10 protein-coding genes and 1 tRNA gene are annotated in these 16,378 nt (G+C 59.3%); 10 read left to right on the top strand and 1 reads right to left on the bottom strand.

Annotation, left to right across the window (positions count from 1 at the left end; translation table 11 throughout):
- Nucleotides 1-198: 198 nt before the first annotated feature.
- The gene (locus tag QP093_RS06390) at nt 199-3,933 is read right to left on the bottom strand and encodes a multifunctional oxoglutarate decarboxylase/oxoglutarate dehydrogenase thiamine pyrophosphate-binding subunit/dihydrolipoyllysine-residue succinyltransferase subunit (RefSeq protein WP_285015702.1); all 3,735 of its coding nucleotides are present in this window, start codon (nt 3,931-3,933) and stop codon (nt 199-201) included.
- 320 nt (nt 3,934-4,253) lie between these two features.
- Between QP093_RS06390 and QP093_RS06385 the strand changes: the two genes are divergently transcribed.
- The 10 genes from QP093_RS06385 (at nt 4,254) to QP093_RS06340 (ending at nt 16,329) form a co-directional block, all read left to right on the top strand.
- Nucleotides 4,254-5,591, top strand: a complete 1,338-nt coding sequence (locus QP093_RS06385; RefSeq protein ID WP_092648700.1) for a hemolysin family protein — start codon at nt 4,254-4,256, stop codon at nt 5,589-5,591.
- Entirely contained in the window at nt 5,588-6,637 is a 1,050-nt protein-coding gene (locus QP093_RS06380) for a hemolysin family protein (protein ID WP_070726401.1), read from the top strand. The genes QP093_RS06385 and QP093_RS06380 overlap by 4 nt, the downstream gene beginning before the upstream one ends.
- Before the next feature lie 258 nt (nt 6,638-6,895).
- A complete protein-coding gene (locus tag QP093_RS06375) occupies nt 6,896-7,996 on the top strand; it encodes a M23 family metallopeptidase (RefSeq protein WP_285015697.1) in 1,101 nt (366 codons plus the stop codon).
- Complete coding sequence (locus QP093_RS06370) at nt 7,987-8,751, top strand: glycerophosphodiester phosphodiesterase family protein (protein WP_092648699.1); 765 nt, start codon at nt 7,987-7,989, stop codon at nt 8,749-8,751. Before QP093_RS06375 ends, QP093_RS06370 begins: the two co-directional genes overlap by 10 nt.
- Before the next feature lie 59 nt (nt 8,752-8,810).
- Entirely contained in the window at nt 8,811-9,488 is a 678-nt protein-coding gene (locus QP093_RS06365; RefSeq protein WP_285015693.1) for a DUF4126 domain-containing protein, read from the top strand.
- 84 nt (nt 9,489-9,572) lie between these two features.
- Nucleotides 9,573-9,645 (top strand) — tRNA-Arg (locus tag QP093_RS06360).
- 96 nt (nt 9,646-9,741) lie between these two features.
- Nucleotides 9,742-11,421: an arginine--tRNA ligase gene (gene argS / locus QP093_RS06355; RefSeq protein ID WP_285015690.1), complete on the top strand. Its 1,680-nt coding sequence runs from the start codon at nt 9,742-9,744 to the stop codon at nt 11,419-11,421.
- Between the two features lie 45 nt (nt 11,422-11,466).
- A complete protein-coding gene (gene lysA / locus QP093_RS06350; protein WP_285015688.1) occupies nt 11,467-12,921 on the top strand; it encodes a diaminopimelate decarboxylase in 1,455 nt (484 codons plus the stop codon).
- A 100-nt stretch (nt 12,922-13,021) separates the two neighbouring features.
- Nucleotides 13,022-13,861, top strand: coding sequence for an aldo/keto reductase (locus tag QP093_RS06345; protein ID WP_092648689.1), 840 nt, complete (start codon nt 13,022-13,024; stop codon nt 13,859-13,861).
- A gap of 239 nt (nt 13,862-14,100) precedes the next feature.
- Nucleotides 14,101-16,329, top strand: a complete 2,229-nt coding sequence (locus QP093_RS06340; RefSeq protein ID WP_285015684.1) for a S8 family serine peptidase — start codon at nt 14,101-14,103, stop codon at nt 16,327-16,329.
- Nucleotides 16,330-16,378: the final 49 nt, after the last annotated feature.

Raw genomic sequence — 16,378 nt, 5'->3', positions numbered from 1 at the left:
GAGGTTCACACACCAGCTGTGCACGGGCCTGTGAGGAGTGAGGAAGAAGTTCCGCAGATTCAGGCCCGCGCGCTAAATGCCCAGAGTCCTGCTTAGATGACGGGGCGGATGGTACAGAAGCGGAGCTCACATGCCAAGTGCCCCTCGAGCGCGAGAGGCGCAAATCGAGGAGCACGAGGCGTCTATGAAGCGAGCAGGTCAGTCCTCGCCAAAGAGTGTGGCGAGCAGTTCAGCGAGCTGGCGCTTGTGGGTGGAGGCCCGGCCTGCCGCAGGGGAAGCGGACGCAGGACGCGACACCACGATGGGCTGCACGCCCAGTTCGGTGAACACGTTAAGCGCCATGAACGGCCACGCGCCCTGGTTGCGGGGCTCATCCTGCGCCCACACAACCTCAGCACCCGGGTAGCGATCCAGCTGCTCACGAATCTCATCGATCGGCTTGGGGTAGTACTGCTCGACACGCACGATCGCAGTCGACCATGCTTCCTTCGCCTCACGTTCCTTGACCAGGTCGTAGTAGAGACGGCCTGAACACAACACCACGCGATTGACATCGGTGACGCGCTGGTCGACCTCGCCAATGACGGGCAGGAAGTGACCGGACGTGAAATCGTCGATCGACGAGCTGGCTGCGGGCAGACGCAGCAGCTGCTTGGGCGTGAACGCAATGAGGGGTTTACGAGGGCGCCTGTAGGCCTGCGTGCGCAGCATGTGGAAATGCTGTGCCGGTGTCGACGGCTGACAGATCCACATGTTGTTTTCGGCGGCCAAAGTCAGATAACGCTCAATGCGCGCTGACGAGTGGTCGGGGCCCTGCCCTTCATAGCCGTGGGGGAGCAGAAGGACAACCGAGGAGCGTTGTCCCCACTTCTGCTCAGATGAGCTGACGAACTCATCGATCACTGACTGGGCGCCATTGGCGAAGTCACCGAACTGTGCTTCCCACACGACCAGCGCATCAGGACGCTGAACCGAGTAGCCGTATTCAAATCCCATGACGACGTACTCAGACAGGGGCGAATCGTAGATTTCGAAGATCGCCTGATCGTCGGTGAGGAAGTTGAGCGGAGTGAACTCGCGGCCATTGTTGTGGTCATGCAGAACCGCGTGACGCTGGACGAACGTTGCACGACGGGCGTCCTGTCCGGAAAAACGCACCGGAGTTCCTTCCATGACCAGCGAGCCCAAAGCGATCAGCTCACCAAAGCCCCAGTCGATCGGGCGTGTGCCCGTCGCCATTTCCTGACGCCGTTCACACAGCTTCAGCATCTTGGGATGGGGAACGAAGCCATCAGGGAAGGTGTTGAATGCTTCACCGATGCGTTCGATGGCGCCTGCCGGAACGGGGGATTCCCAACCGATCATCATGCCCTGGCCAGGCAGCTGGGATTCAGGAACCTGCCAGCCTTCCTCACGGGTCTGCGTGAGGATCTTGTTCAACTCGTCTTCGTATTCCTTGATGGATGCTTCGACCTCTTCTTCGGTCAGCTGCTCGCGTCCGATCAGGTTACGCATGTAGACGGTGCGGGTTGATGGAATCTGACGGATCAGTTCATACATGACGGGTTGCGTCATCGACGGATCGTCGCCCTCGTTGTGGCCGCGTCGGCGGTAGCACACCAGATCCACGATCACGTCCTTATGGAAGCGCTCGCGATAGGCCATTGCCAGATGTCCCATGCGCACCACTGACTCGGGATCATCGCCGTTGACGTGCAGGATCGGCACCTGCAGGCCTTTGGCCAGGTCCGTCGGGTAACGGGTTGAGCGTCCCGATGTCGGGCCGGTTGTGAAACCGATCTGGTTGTTGACGATCAGGTGGATCGTGCCGCCGGTTCGATATCCCTTGAGCTGAGACAGGTTCAGTGTTTCCTGCACGACTCCTTGGCCAATGAAGGCGGCATCGCCGTGGATCAGAATCGGCACAACCGAGAAATCATCGTCATGGAGCTGATCCTGCTTGGCGCGCACGATGCCTTCGAGGACGCCGTCAGCGGCCTCCAGGTGCGACGGGTTTGCAGCCAGATACACCTTGGTGGCCACACCGTCTTCACGGCTGAACACGCCTTCAGTGCCCAGGTGGTACTTCACGTCGCCGGAGCCTTCGTCCTGCGGGTTTTCGTTGCCTTCAAACTCAGAGAAGATCTGCCCGTAGGACTTGCCGGCAATGTTGGCCAGTACGTTCAACCTGCCGCGGTGAGCCATTCCGATAGCCACCTCAGGTAAACCGGCCTGTGCTGCATCCGACAGGATCGCATCAAGCAGTGGAATCAGCGATTCGCCGCCCTCCAGTGAGAACCGCTTCTGCCCGACGTACTTGGTCTGGAGGAACTCCTCGAATGCCTCCGCGTGATTGAGAGTAGACAAAATGTGGCGCTGTTCCTCAGTCGAGGGCACGGAGTAGGGCTTCTCGATGCGCTCTTGGACCCATTTGCGCTGCTCAGGATCCTGAATGTGCATGTATTCAATGCCGATGGTGCGTGTATATGTATCGCGCAAACGATCGAGGATTTCCCTCAGCGTCATGTAGGATTCCCCGCCAAAACCGCCTGTGGGGAACTGACGATCCAGATCCCACACCGACAGGCCGTAGCTGGTGATATCCAGGTCAGGATGGCGCCGCACACGATAAGCCAGCGGGTCAGTGTCAGCAGCAAGGTGCCCGCGCGAGCGGTATGCGTGAATCAATTCCGCAATACGTGCAGGCTTGCCTTTTTCGCGCTCAATGTCGTATTCGCGATCAGGCTCCCAGTGATAAGGCGGGTGGGGGACATGATAGGTATCGAAGACGCGATCCCAGAATCCGTCCTTGCCGGACAGCTTGTTGTCCATCAACCGCAAGAACTCGCCGGATGCCGCACCCTGAATAATGCGATGGTCATAGGTGGAGGACAGGAACATCGTCTTGCCGATGCCGAGCTGAGCCAGACGGCGAGGGGACACGCCCGCGAATTCGGCGGGGTAGTTCGTCGCACCGACACCGACGATGAGTCCTTGACCTGTCATCAGGCGCGGAACAGATGTCGTCGTGCCGATCGTGCCGGGATTCGTCAGGGTCACGGTGCCGCCCTGGAAATCATCCGGGGTCAGTTCACCATCGCGAGCACGACGCACCGTGTCGTTATAGGCGGCAACGAACTCGAGAAATGTCAGTGTGTCCGCTTCCTGCAGGACCGGCACCATCAGCGAGCGCTTCCCGTTGGGTTGCGCCACGTCGATCGCCAGTCCGAAACCGACGTGCGCGAGATGCTCAATTTGCGGCCGGCCCTTCTTGTCGGTGGAGTAGCGCACGTTCATTGACGGCATCTCGCACATGGCTTCCACCAGCGCGTATCCGATCAGGTGAGTGAACGAGACCTTGCCGCCGGTCGTGCGAGCCAAGTGGCGGTTGAGCAGTGAACGGTTTTCGATCAGCAGTTTTGCCGGTACCTGGCGGGCAGATGTGGCGGTCGGAATCGTCAGCGACTGGTCCATGTTTTTCGCCGTTGCCCGTGCAATGCCCTTCAACAGATCGGTACGATCTTCGGTCCGCGCATCCTCATTGAGCTCAGTGGCCGCGCGCGCCGCCGTCATGCGCGTGTAGGGCGAGGTGGCTTCACTGGTCTGCGCCAGTGGTGCGGGAGGAAGGTCGGATCGTGTGACCAGCATCGTGTTGGCTGGACGCTCTTCCTCCGACTCGTCGGCAACGTCACTTGCCGAAGTCTGGTCGGCTTCGTCGCCGTCCGGTTCACTGGCTTGTATGTCCTCTTCAGCTGTGACGCGCACATCGGCTTCGTCAGCCTTTTCGAGGGCGTCGACAGCCTTGAAGTACTCGCGCCAGGCGTCGTCAACTGAACTGGGATCCTCGTCGTACTGGACCCTCATGTGGTCAATCCACCACTGCTGATCCTTTTCGGATTCATGAGTTGATTCGTGTTGATCGGAGGCGTCCACCGTGGTCACTCCTATCGTGGAAACGTGAGGTTTGCTCGCCTCCAGCATAGAGGGTTTTGTGGGGAAGTCTCTCGATATTGAGATAATTTATCGAGTTTTTGTCAAACTGTGCGTGTGCTGGCCAAATACCCACCCAATACTTGTCTATTCCTTTACATATTGCTACGACGGTGGCCGCGCCGCATGTCCACCACTGTTCATGCCCGAACATTTGCCTGTACACTATTGGTCATCATGGACAGTGACAGTTGCCCCTTGACATTCACTTTAATGATGCCTAGCGGTGTGCCCAGTCAGTCGCACACACATGAGGTTGCCTCGTGGTTTTAGACATCATTTTCTTGCTGCTCGGAGTTGTGCTGACATTCGGCACCTTCATCTTTGTGTCCTCGGAGTTTTCTTTGGTTGCACTTGACCAGGCATCCGTCGAACGGCGAGCATCAGCAGGCGATAAGCGCGCAGCACAAGTCCTGAAAGCCACACGCACGTTGTCCACCCAGCTATCTGGTTCCCAGGTCGGAATCACGCTGACAACTATTTTGCTGGGCTATACAACTCAGTCGGTTCTGACCCGACTGATCAACGACGGCCTGATATCCGTGGGATTGGCCAGCGCCATTGCTGGAACAATCGGCGTACTCGTCTCAGCCGTGCTCATCAATGCATTTTCGATGCTCTTCGGTGAGCTGCTGCCCAAGAACCTTGCTCTGGCGCATCCGCTGAAAACCGCCGGTATGGTGGTGCCATTCCAGATGGCGTTCACGTGGATCTGCAAACCGATCATCTTCCTGCTCAACGGCACAGCGAACGCGATTTTGCGGCTAATAGGCATTGAACCCCAGGAAGAGATCTCCTCTGCCCGGTCGGCGTCCGAACTGGCCGCCCTCGTGCGTCACAGTGCAGAAGAAGGAACACTGGACACCTCCACCGCATCTTTGTTCACGAACTCTATTCGAGTCGGTCAGCTCTCCGCCGTGGACGTGATGTCCGATCGAGGACTGCTGTGCACGCTTGGATCCGACGCGGTAGCTGCTGACGTCGTGGCACTGTCGAAGGAAACTGGTCACTCGCGTTTCCCCGTCATTGGTGATGACAGTGATGACGTGCTCGGTTTTGTCTCATTGCGTCGCGCGGTTGCTGTGCCGTGGGAGAAACGCTCTGACGTGTCCGTCCTGTCGTCCTCTCTACTCAATCCTGCTCCAAAAGTGCCCGAGACGATGTCTCTTGCTCCGCTGCTGCTTCACCTGCGTGAAGAGGGCCTGCAGATGGCTGTTGTGGTGGACGAGTATGGCGGAGTTGCCGGCATCGTCACCCTGGAAGACGTCGTGGAAGAAATCGTCGGAGAGGTATCCGACGAGCATGATCACCGTCGCCTCGGTATACGCACTCAGGTTGACGGCACATACCTGGTGCCCGGCAGGCTGCGGCCCGACGAGCTGGCCGAACGGCTCGGAATTATCGTCCCCGACGAGGGCGGCTACGAAACCCTGGCTGGGCTGATCATTGACAATATTGGTCGCGTCCCCGAAACAGGCGACACAGTGGTGGTCGATCGTGTGCGCCTGACTGTCACGCAGATGCAGGGCCGGCGCGTCACGCAAATTGAAGTGGAGCCTCCCCAGACCGATGACCAGGAGCAGGAGGATGAGCTGATATGAGCCCCGCACTTGGCATCTTTCTGACCATATTGCTGTTGGCCATCAACGCGTTCTTCGTGGCGGGTGAGTTCGCCACCACCTCGACCAGGCGATCACAGATTGAGCCTCTGCGTGACAAAGGCGTGCGCGGCGCCAAGCAGGCGATGTACGCGCTCAAACATGTCTCCCTCATGCTGGCGATTTGCCAGCTGGGTATTACGGTGGCCTCCACGTCACTGGGATTCGTTGCTGAACCGGCGATCGCGCACCTCATTCACGACCCGCTGGTGGCAATCGGAATGCCGTCAGCAAGCGCTCACGTTGTCGCGTTTGTTGTGGCCCTCCTGATCGTCCTGTTCGCGCATGTGGTGTTCGGGGAAATGGTGCCGAAGAACATCTCGATCGCCATGCCGCACACCGCGCTGCTGATATTGGCTCCGCCGCTCGTCGCGATGGGACACGTACTGCACGGTGTTATTCATGCAATGGACAACGCAGCGAACTGGTTCCTGAAGATCCGCGGAATCGAGCCACAGTCGGAAATTTCTGCGACCTTCACCGTCGAAGAAGTCGCTTCGATCGTCAAGCTGTCGGAGCGCGAAGGAACAATCTCGGACGACCTGGGACTGCTCAGCGGAGCACTCGAGTTTTCTGAAGAAACCGCAAAGTCGGACATGGTCGCCCTCGACGATCTGATCACGGTTCCTCGCGACGCGACACCCAACGATGTCGAGCGCCTCGTGGCGCAAACGGGATTCTCACGCTTCCCGGTGACTGGAGACGGCGACGAAATCATCGGCTACATTCACCTCAAGGACATCCTCTATGCCGATACTGAAAAGGAGCGTCTGGAGCCGATCACCGCATGGAGGATCCGGAAGATGGATCGCGTCCATGAAAATGACGAGGTGGAAGACGCCCTGCGACGCATGCAGAAGTCGGGGACACACTGTGCACTGGTGATGGGGGAATCGGGGGCAGTCATCGGTGTATTGTTCTTGGAGGACATACTCGAAGACCTGGTCGGTGAAGTCAGGGATTCCCTGCAGCGCGGACAGCTCGGGTGACATTGTGCGGCAGAGATCTCGGCGGGGGAGTGCAACGTGCGTGATGGTGCCCACTGGCGACCTGATGTGATGAATGACCCGTGCGTCTCACGCGGATTAGGCTTCCCATCTGGCAGTGCATCAGCTAGTCTCGGTCACAGGCCGTTATAGTTTTGTGATCAGAGCTGTCGCGGGTTATATTGACGTCAGTGCTATGCGGCGCAATCAACAAGACGATGCGTCGAGGGCGATATCTGTGGAATTCAGGAAGGAACGGGCATGGGATCTGCGGAATTGACACCGCAAATCGATGCGCCACACACGGTACCTGAACAGGGTCACACCATCGCCTCCCCGTTTCCTCGTCGCAGCACGATCCACCAGCACACACGCCCTGAGTCCATCGACTCGCTCAGTGTGATCTCACCTTTCCCATCTCGCCGCTCGCTGCATGCGGACGCGTCGCTCTCGTCAATCGACGACGAAGCGGCTGACACCTCGCGAAATGAGGCTCTGGTCGGACTGGACGCGCTGCCCAAACGGGCTGATCGCCACGCTCGTCCAACACGTTCACGACGCGTGCGACGCACCACGACAGCCTATACGAGGCAGAATAATGCGCCGTCGAGCCGCCTACGCACCCGCAAACCGCTGGCTCTCAGCGTCCTGGCTGTCGCCACTATTGGAATTGCGATCCCGCTGAGTGCATTCCTCAGCCCGCAGGATGTGTCCAACCAGCCGGTCGCAGCCACCTACAGCGGCCCTGCTCAGACCAGCTGGGCGACGATCGGAAACACGACCACGCATGCTGGGACGCTCGAGGCGTACGCCGGTGCCGCATCTCGTTCACGAGCACGCCAGCCACTGGACGTCGACCCGTGTGTGCAGGCAGAAGGTGCCGCTGACGGAAACCGTGCGGTGCGTGAATCTGCCAATGTCATGTGGCCATTGAAGCAGGGCAGCTACGAAGTGACCTCACCGTTCTCCATGCGCGTCTCACCCATCTCAGGCCAGCTCCTCATGCATGAAGGCGTTGATATGGCGTCCACGCTGGGAGAGCCAATCCACGCGATTGCTGACGGCACGGTTGTCGAATTCAGCCAGGACTCCCGCTCAGGATCCTACGTGCGTATTGAGCACCGCCTCCCTGACGGAACCGTGTACTACTCGGCTTATGCCCATCAGAGTTCCAGTGACGTGCTGGTGAAGGAAGGCGACACCGTGACGGCCGGACAGGTGATCGGTGCGGTGGGCAATGAAGGATGGTCCACAGGGCCGCACCTGCACTTTGAAATCCGTACGGCAGATGACACGCCGGTCGATCCGATGCAGTGGATGCCGGAGCATCAGGCACATTTCCTGGATCAGGTATGTCAGTAAATTCCCAGCGGGCAGATGAGCGAGGACCACTCATCATCGCTCACCGAGGCGGAGCTGACGAGAGGCCCGAAAATACGATGCGCGCCTTCCGCGGAGCCATTGACGCGGGCGTGATCCACCAGGAAACCGATGTGCACCTGACACTGGACGGTGTCGTTGTCGTCCACCACGACCCCTCCATACAGGTCACACACGGTGAACCGGTCACTATTGCGCAACGTACGTTCGACCAGATCCGCAGCCTTGATACGGCCAACGGTGAGCCGGTTGAACGACTCGAAGACGTGCTGAGCGAACTGCCGCTGGCGCGATGGAACATTGATGCAAAGGTTGATGAGGTTGTCGATCCGCTGATCCATGTCATTGATCAGGCAGAGGCGTGGGATCGAGTTGTCCTTGCCTCGTTCAGTGAGCCGCGTCTGCGCCGCGTTCGCCACGCCCGCCCCTTCGCTTCCACGTCGCTGGGAATGTCAGGGATCGCGAGGCTCATGGGCGCAGCTTCGACCGCCTCAAGTGCGCGCACATGGAACGTTCCTGGGCCTGACCAGGGAGTGCTCGCCGCACAAGTGCCACTGGCATTTAGAGGGATTCGCGTGGTCACGCCGCGTTTCATTGCCACGGCACACCGACATGGCCTGGCTGTCCACGTGTGGACACTGAACGCTGCCGCGGATATTGAACACGTCAGGCGAATGGGAGTGGACGGCATTATTACCGACCGGCCCACGATGGCCCTGGAACTCGCGCGCCTCTGATATTTGTTTACTGCACACAGAAGTAGCGATGCGACGTCCGGCGGTGCGAAAATCAACCTATGGAGATTCTGACTGCCACCGGCCTGTCAAGTGCTGCCGGCCTGAACGCGTACATTCCCTTGCTCATCATGGGCGTACTGGACAAATTCACGTCGTGGGTGAATCTGCCACCCGCGTGGAACTGGCTGTCATCATGGTGGTCGCTGGGAATCCTCGCAGTCCTTCTGGTCGTCGAAGTCGTCGCTGACAAGATCCCGGCCCTCGATTCAGTCAACGATATCGTGCACACATTCATTCGGCCGGCATCCGGTGGCATTGTCTTCGCCTCTGGTGTGGGTGCACAAACGGTTGCCACCAACGACCCGGACTCGTTTTTTGCCGACACGTCCAACTGGCTGCCCATCGTCATCGGACTGGTGATCGCGCTGGTCGTCCATCTGACGAAAGCATCCGCACGTCCGATCGCCAATGTGACAACCGCAGGCCTGGCCACTCCGTTCATCTCCGCAGGCGAGGACACGGCGTCCCTGGGGATCTCACTGCTCGCCGTGGTCGCCCCCATCATTGCTCTGATCCTGGTCGTCATTGTCATCGCATTCATGGCGTGGGCGATCGTGACGGTGCGCCGCTCCCTACAGCGCGTCCCACGATCAGGTCGTCACGAACGAGAGATCATCAGCGACGCGGACATCCTCGACAATCTCAACGATGCACGAGGGCGGCCTACGCGCGACTAAATGCCGGGTGATCCTTTCCACTGGCTGTGCGCGTGAGCAGGGGAGCGCCACTGCAGGCGGAAGTGCTAAACTCGACAGGCGTTGGCCCCGATAGCTCAGCGGATAGAGCGTCTGCCTCCGGAGCAGAAGGTCGCAGGTTCGAGTCCTGTTCGGGGCGCTCACAGGTAGGCGCTCAATGAGAGATTGAACGCGGGGTGCGCCACAGTGCGGTAACGAGTGGAAGCACGGTGCCGATGCCGTCTAATCTTGAACCATGACGCCTGAAGAACTTTCTGCACTGATCACGCGCATTGTGCGCGATGCCGCCCACGCCGGCACCATCACCCTGGATGAGGCTGATATCCCTGAAACAGTGACCGTGGAACGCCCTCGGCAACGCGAACACGGAGACTGGGCATCCAACGTTGCGATGCAACTGGCCAAGAAAGCACACACCGCGCCGCGTGCCCTGGCCACCGTCGTGGCAGACGCACTGCGTGAGAACGAGGGAATCGACAGCGTTGAGATCGCAGGTCCGGGATTCATTAACATCCGACTGGCCGCAGCCAGTGCCGGCGAGCTTGCGCGCACCATCGTGGAAGCAGGCGAAGCATATGGGCGCAACGACTCACTTGCCGGCACGCATATCAACCTCGAATACGTCTCGGCCAACCCGACCGGCCCGATTCACCTGGGTGGCGCACGCTGGGCGGCCGTGGGCGATTCGCTGGCCCGCTTGATCAGCGCGAGCGGCGCAGAAGTCACGCGCGAATACTATTTCAACGATCACGGCTCCCAGATTGACCGTTTCGCCCGCTCACTGGTGGCGCGCGCTCGCGGTCAGGAAGCGCCCGAGGACGGGTATGGCGGCCAGTACATTCAGGACATCGCAGACCAGGTGCGTCACGATGCGGCGGCAGCAGGGGAGCCTGATCCTGCCACACTGCCGGATGAAGAGGCTGTCGAGGCATTTCGCGCTCGCGGCGTTGACCTGATGTTCGCGCAGATCAAGGATCGCCTGCGCGCCTTCCGCGCCGAATTTGACGTGTTCTTCCACGAAGACTCCCTGCACACCTCCGGAGCCGTCACACGTGCCATCGAAATCCTGCGCGAACGCGGCGAAGTGTTTGACGAGGATGGCGCCGTCTGGCTGCGCACCACCGATTACGGTGATGACAAAGACCGCGTCCTCATCAAGTCGGACGGCCAGGCTGCCTACTTCGCAGGCGACGTGGCCTACTACCTGGATAAGCACTCCCGCGGAGCAGACGCAGCAATCTACCTGCTCGGCGCTGACCACCACGGCTACATCGGCCGCATGATGGCCATGTGCGAAGCATTTGGTGACAAGCCAGGTGTCAACATGCAGATCCTGATCGGCCAGATGGTCAACCTGGTCAAGGACGGACAACCGGTGCGCATGTCGAAACGAGCCGGCACGATCGTCACCCTTGATGACCTGGTGGATGCTGTGGGCGTTGACGCCGCGCGCTACTCACTGGTGCGCGTATCGATGGATTCAAACGTGGACATCGACCTGGACCTGCTGTCCTCGCACACAAACGAAAACCCTGTCTACTACGTGCAGTACGCACATGCCAGAACCTGCAACGTGGCGCGTAATGCAGCTGAACACGGTGTCAGCCGAGACGCCGGATTCGACCCGTCCGCGTTGGACCATCCTGCCGACAGTGAACTGCTCGGAGTGCTCGCCACATTCCCGGCGCTTGTTGCGCAGGCCGCTTCAATGCGTGAACCTCATCGTGTGGCTCGTTACCTCGAACAACTTGCTGCAACGTACCACGCATGGTACGGGCAGTGCCGCGTCACCCCTCGCGCTGACGAGGACGTGACCGAGTCCCACGTGGCCCGCCTGTGGCTCAACGATGCGGTGACGCGGGTTCTGCGTAACGGACTGGCACTGCTGGGAGTGAGCGCCCCTGAGCGCATGTAGTGCACGCAGCTTGTCCAGCGCCAGGAATCGAGAAAGAGGACCACGATGTCAGCACATGATGCACAGGACGACCCGACTCTGATCCCCAGCGTGCCAGCAAAAGCAACCGTTGGTACCCTCGTCTGTCCCGAGCCTTCCGAGCGTGCGGACATGTGGCCGTGGTCAGCTCGCCGCACAGATGATGGTGTCATCGAAATCGGTGGGTGCGCGCTGACGGAGATGGCCGAAGAGTTCGGCACGCCGCTTTTTGTTCTGGATGACCGCGACCTTCAGGCTCGCGCTCGTATGTGGGCGTCCACCATGACCGAGGAATTCTGGGACGGATACGGCATGAACGGTGGCGACGCATTCTATGCTGCCAAGGCTTTCATGTGCTCCCACGTGGCCCGCACCGCCACTGAACGTGGCATGGGCATCGACACCTCCACCTTCGGGGAGTTGACCAGTGCGCTGCGCAGCGGCGTGGACCCCGAGCGCATCGGCCTGCATGGGAACAATAAGTCGGACGAGGAAATCCGTGTGGCGCTCACTGCTGGTAACGGCCGAGGCATTGCCCGCATCTTCGTGGACTCACCTGGTGAAGTGGATCAGATTCAACGCATTGCGGCCGAGAGCGGCGTGACAGCGCGTGTCATGGTTCGAGTGAAGACCGGCATCCATGCAGGTGGCAACGAGATGATTCAAACCAGCCACGAAGACCAGAAATTTGGTCTATCGGTGGCAGGAGACGATGCGATGAGCGTCGTCCGTGCGATTCTGGATGCTCCGAACCTGACGCTGGTGGGTCTGCATAACCATATCGGCTCGCAGATCGCTCAGGCTGAGCCTTTTGCCCACGCCGCACGGATAGTCATGGCTTTCCGCCACAGGATTCATGAGGAACTGGGTGTCCTCGTCGATGACATCGATCTGGGTGGGGGACTGGGCATCGCCTATACGTCAACCGACCCGATTCCACCCACACCTGCGCAGGTGGCGCGTGAATTGGCTACAACCGTTCGAGCAGAAGCTGAGGGCTATCACGAACCAGTCCCGCGAGTGAGCGTGGAGCCAGGACGCTCCGTGATCGGCACGACAACGGTCACCGTGTACACGGTGGGTGCGGTGAAGGACGTGCAGGTCAGTGACGATCTGGTGCGCCGCTACGTGGCTGTCGACGGGGGAATGTCGGACAATATTCGACCCGCACTGTACGACGCGGAATATTCCGTCACGCTGGCGAATCGGCGGCTTAGTGCACCGCTGGTGCGCTGCCGAGTGGTTGGAAAGCATTGCGAGTCCGGTGACATCGTCGTGAAGGACGTCGACCTGCCCGCTGACCTGCATCGCGGTGACCTGCTGGTGGTGCTGGCGACGGGAGCCTATGGCTGGTCGATGGCGTCGAATTACAACATGGTGCCGCGGCCAGGCGTTGTGGCCGTGCGCGACGGGAATGCTGAGGAAATCGTGCGTTCCCAAAGCGTGGAAGATCTACTGGCCTGCGACGTGGGCCTCGCCTGACCTGCGTGAAGCTGGGTGAAGCTTCAGGATCACTGGCAGCTGTGCGCCCTATTACGTCAATGCCACTTGCACCAGTGGCGCAGTGCGTTATGGTCGATGCATGGCTGATTCGACCTCTCACGTGAATGACATTGTGTTGAAACAGGGAATGACCATCCCGCAAGTTGGTTTTGGTACCTACCAAATACCGCCTGAAGAAACTGCAGAACGGGTCGAACAGGCGATTGAGGCGGGATATCGGCACATCGACACTGCCGCTGGATATCACAATGAAGCCGGCGTTGGTAAGGCGATTCGACGTTCAGGTCTGGAGCGTTCCGATATTTTCGTGACGACGAAGTTGCAAAATAGCGATCACGGTGCTGACCGAGCCATTGAGGCGCTGGATAATTCCCGACGTGCGCTTGGTCTCGATGTCATCGACCTGTATCTGATTCACTGGCCGGTTCCCTCGAAAGATCTTTTTGTCGAAACGTGGCGTTCCATGATCCGCATGCTCAACACGGGAGCCGTGCGCGCGCTGGGCGTCTCCAACTTTCTGCCTCATCACCTCGACCGTCTACGCGACGAGACGGGCGTGACACCGGTGATCTTACAAACCGAAGTTCATCCGTCTTTCTCGCAGCCTGACGTATTGTCCGATGCCCGTAACCGGGGAATGGTCATCGAAGCGTACTCACCGTTGGGCCAGGCGCGCGACCTCGAGGACCCGGTGATCCTCGACATCGCTGAGCGTGCCGGTGTCACCGCGGCGCAGGCTGTTCTGGCGTGGCATATGCAACGTGGTCGCGTGGTCATTCCCAAGACCACGTCGCCTGAGCGCATGGAGGAAAACCTGGCTGCAGCTGGTGTGAGCCTGCCGGAAACTGACTTGGAGGCGATCGATGCCCTCCACAGTGAAAGCGGCCGCATCGGGGCGCATCCGGACGAATTTGAGTAAAGAGCGTTTAAACTGGCAGAACTGCGTGTTGCGTAGGGGTTGTTGTGTGTCGCGGCAGTTCAGGCGTAGTTTAGAACAGAAGATATTGACACCTGTAGTGTGTGATCACGTTGTGGACAAACTAATCAGAATGTGAAACCTTGCGTCTTTCTTGAATGCATCTGACTTAACCTGCGGTTTATCTGAAGTTAAATTCTCAGATTTCTTTCAACATGGTAAAAGTGAGGTCAAGAATGCGTGTGCAGCGTAATGTAACGCGGGCTGCCCGGCTGACAGCAGTGACGGTTGCTCTTGGCGTGGCCAGCGCTGGCGTCGTCACGGGAGTGGGGAGTGCCCAGCCTGGAACACCAGCTGACGACGGTGCAGAAGTGGAAGTTGCTCAATCTGGAGATGCCCCTCAGTCACCTGATGGCGCCCAGTCAGGACAGCCAGTAGCGGCGAACCAGCCGGCCGCAACAGACAGGGCGGCAGACGAGGGAACCCCCCAGGCGAACGATGCGAGCGATCCTGAGCCAGGTGTTCCCTACGTCCAGAATTTTGCGATTAACCTCAAGCGCGGCGTCAGTTCAGATCAGTTTAACTCTGCCGTGGCGGCCGTGCGTGACACGGGTGCCGTGATCCTGCAGCAGTACCCGCAGATCGATTCATTCTTTGCTCAGACAGCTGACAGAAACTTTGCGGAGCACGTGCGCACGACACTGGCCGACAAGAAGGTGCCGTTGACGAACGTCGGACCCACCCGCTACGCCAAGGTTAAAGGTGACGAGATTGTCGTGGAAGCGGCTCAAGACTCAGCCCCGTCAGGGCAGTCAGGCACATCGACGAGGATGACGGGTCGCAGCCAGCTTGAAAAGAACAGTGAACTGGACCAGGAGTACACACCCGATCCTCAATCCGAAAAAGCGTGGGGTCTGAAGGCTGTCCGTGCCGACCAGGCAGCGGCCGTCGATGTCATGCTTGCGCCGGTCACCGTCGGTGTCATCGACTCCGGTATCGATGGAACTCACGAAGACCTCAAGGACCAGATCGATCACAGCAAATCCGTTGGATGCTCTCACAATGGTATTCCTGACACCTCGTTTGAGGCATGGCAGCCCTCCCCGACATCTGGATCTGATCACGGGACACACGTCGCCGGAACGATTGCTGCAGCGCACAATGGGATCGGCGTTGACGGTGTAGCACCGCATGCGAAACTTGCCGCGATTAAGGCAGGAAACGCTGATGGTCTGTTCTACCCCGAATACGTTACCTGCAGCTTCATCTGGGCTGCAGAACACGACATCGCGGTGACCAATAATTCATACTTCACCGATCCGTGGGAACACTGGCTTCCCACTGAAGAAAACCAGGCTGCAGGCCTGGAGGCCGTGACTCGCGCGGTTGCTTACTCCCACGACCACGACGTGCTCAACATCTCGGCTGCCGGCAATGACGATCGCGACATTGACAACGCGACGACAGACAGTGGCAGCCCGAATGATGTGGCTGGAGCTGCAATTGAGAACCGCTCGTCAGTGGGAGGCGTGGACCTTCCCAGCGATGTTTCCGGAGTGGTCGTGGTCTCTTCGGTGGCAAAGCCAAAGGGTTCAGATCCGCTTGACGGACCCTTCATTCGCTCATACTTCTCGAACTACGGCGCGAATGCTATTGATGTCGCCGCACCTGGATCGAGAATCTTTTCAACGATTCCACTTGGTTTCGACTGGAGGGATGAGACTGCACTGTACGCATCGAAGAGCGGTACATCTATGGCGTCGCCACATGCCGCAGGCGTTGCAGCACTTTTGCGGTCCGTTAACCCGACGCTGAGTGCTGACCAGGCAGCAAACCTTCTGCGTGAACAGGCAGGTGGCCGCTACAAGGTCTTGGCCGACCCGAACAACGCAGAGGCGCCAGACGGCAAGGAATACCGCGGCACCGGTCTGGTGGACGCACTGGCTGCTGTCACAGTGAATCAGCCTCAGCCGACGGTTGCGGGAGTGGAGTACTGGGACTCTGAGAGCCAGTCGTGGAAGGCCATTGCGGATGCGAAAGTTGCTCCCCAGGGTGAGTACGTCAGGATTCGTGCAGCAGTCTCCGGGCCCTACACGAAAGCTGCTTTGCGAGTCAACGGTCGGTCCGTGGCCACCCTTGACGGGACTGGCGCCTTCGACTCGCAAGTTGCCTTTCTGGAAGCTGAGTTGAAAGTCGCTCAGGCATTCACTGCGGACAGGAAGCTGAATGTTGCAGTCGACGCGTGGGGACGTAATAACGATGCGCGTGCTGATGACGATGTGACGGTGGCTGTTCAGGGAACTCTGGACACGACCCGCAAGCACGACGAGCAAAATAAGCAGCCAGCTGCATACAGTGCAAAGCCCAGCGTTGCCCGTACCGGCGCATCGGTGCCCGCGATGGCACTGGCCGGTCTTGCGCTTGCTGGGGCTGGAGCGTTGACAGCTTCGCGACGCATGACGCGTTCCTGATTTAGTGAGGATGGCACCGGGTGCAACCGCATCCGATGTCGCACTCAAA

Source organism: Pauljensenia sp. UMB10120, from assembly GCF_030212035.1.
Lineage (GTDB): Bacteria > Actinomycetota > Actinomycetes > Actinomycetales > Actinomycetaceae > Pauljensenia > Pauljensenia radingae_A.
The sequence above is the reverse complement of the archived record's forward strand: the minus strand, read 5'-3'. Positions and strand labels throughout refer to the sequence as shown.